The sequence below is a fragment of the Clostridium lacusfryxellense genome, assembly GCF_018861735.1.
Lineage (GTDB): Bacteria > Bacillota > Clostridia > Clostridiales > Clostridiaceae > Clostridium_AD > Clostridium_AD lacusfryxellense.
Genome location: NZ_JAHLEB010000133.1, coordinates 1 through 1,753, shown reverse-complemented (window position 1 = coordinate 1,753; position 1,753 = coordinate 1). Strand labels below are relative to the sequence as shown.

General features: G+C 31.9%; 1 protein-coding gene. It reads left to right on the top strand.

Going from position 1 to position 1,753, the window contains the following annotated elements; genetic code table 11:
- Nucleotides 1-129 precede the first annotated feature (129 nt).
- A complete protein-coding gene (locus KPL55_RS25565; RefSeq protein WP_216309566.1) occupies nucleotides 130-1,608 on the top strand; it encodes a transposase in 1,479 nt (492 codons plus the stop codon).
- The last annotated feature ends 145 nt before the right edge of the window (nucleotides 1,609-1,753 follow it).

Sequence of the window (1,753 nt, the reverse complement as noted above, 5' to 3'; positions counted from 1 at the left end):
TAGCCGATTGCACAATTCTGCAATCATTGAATTGCCTAACTTTTAAGCCGTTAGGCTTTTATATTTTCCTCCACTGTGAGAGAATAAATGTAACGACACAAAATATTATCCACAGAGGAGGCTAATAACATGTTTTGTATTAATAAACTTAAGCAACTTAATATTTTTGATCAGATAGCTGAACTTAACGGCCTTACGAAAAAGCAACCGGTAGGTTTTATCAAACTACTTGGTGACAACTTTGATATTGAATCTTTCATTCCTCAGTCTTTTACCCAAAAGTATTATGCCAACCTAGGTAGAGATAGGAAATATGAACTTACATCCGTGTTATCTTCATTGATTTTAATGCAAGTGTTTCATATTCCAACTACTGTTTTATTAAGTCTTTTTCTTGTATTTTCTACTGAAATAAGAGAATTTTGTTGCTTCTACGATGATATTCCTGATGACTCTTTTTTCAGTAGATTTAAAACTGATTTTGAAGGTGATATTGCTAATTTATTTAATAATATGATCCCACAAACCATTGATATTTGCGATGAGATTAACGAATCTCTTCCAGATGATTCACCTTCTAAAAACCTTAATTCTGAACTTATATATGATACTTCTGGTTTAAAACCAAGGGTTAAAGAGAATAATCCCAAAACTCTTGTTTCGGAAGTGAATAGGATGAAATCTTATGCTAAAGCTACAAAGAACAAACAACTTAACCCTTATGCTGCCGCATATAAGAATATGCCTAAATTCGCCCATGCAAATAACAGTATTAAGCTAGATTTTGTAAATGGACACTTTGGTTATTTCTATAAATTTGGTCTCATTACTAATGGGTGGGGCATTCCTCTAAATTTAAAATTCTTTGATAAATATTTCTATAAGAATATTGATAAAGAGTTTGAAACTCCTGAGGACCAAAAGTATTGTTATGATAATGCTTCTTTAAAACCAGTAATTAAGCCATTCTTAGAAACATTGAAGAAAACCTCAAACTTTAAATTCAAATACTTTTTAGGTGATTCTGAATTTGATAGTTATGATAATTTTGGTTTTCTTCAACAATGTGGCTTTGAAAAAGTCTTTGTACCTTTAAATCCTCGTAATCAAGGTACTAGTAAAATAGGTGATCTTAAATATAATGTTCAAGGTATCCCATTATGTCCCTTAGATGAAACACTTTTTAAAGCGGAAGGACCTTGTAAAGGTAAAAATAGAAGCTTAAGATTTAAATTCACTTGCCCCAAATCCCATAGGGATAAAAAAGGTAAATGCTATCATACTTGTGAAGAACCCTGTACTGACAAAAAAAGTGGTCGGATGACTTATGTGTATCCAGATAAAGATTTTAGACTTTACCCTGGTGTTCAAAGAAACTCTCAAGAATGGGACGATGAATATCCTAATCGTGCGTGTATTGAACGATCTCTTTCATCCTTAAAATCTAACCCATGCATTGAATCACCAAGAAGTTTGAGCACCTCAACTATGCGTGCTGATCTATTCCTAACGGGTATTTCTAAACTAATAAATGTTATATTAGCTTATGCTATAAATAAACCAGAGTATATTAGAGGAATAACTAAACTTCTTAAAATCGCAGTTTAATTAACATATCCACATAAATATATTTTCCATCATGCTCCGCATTACATTTTTTCAAGGGTTCTTTGAGTACTCTTTTTTTTGCACTTTTTGGAGGTTTTCCCAAAAGTTATCCACAATTTTTATTTTAGCATTTCACAAGCCCCTA

Coding starts and splice junctions, on each gene's coding strand:
- KPL55_RS25565 (WP_216309566.1), top strand. CDS start 130: ATGTTTTGTATTAATAAACTTAAGCAACTTAATATTTTTGATCAGATA.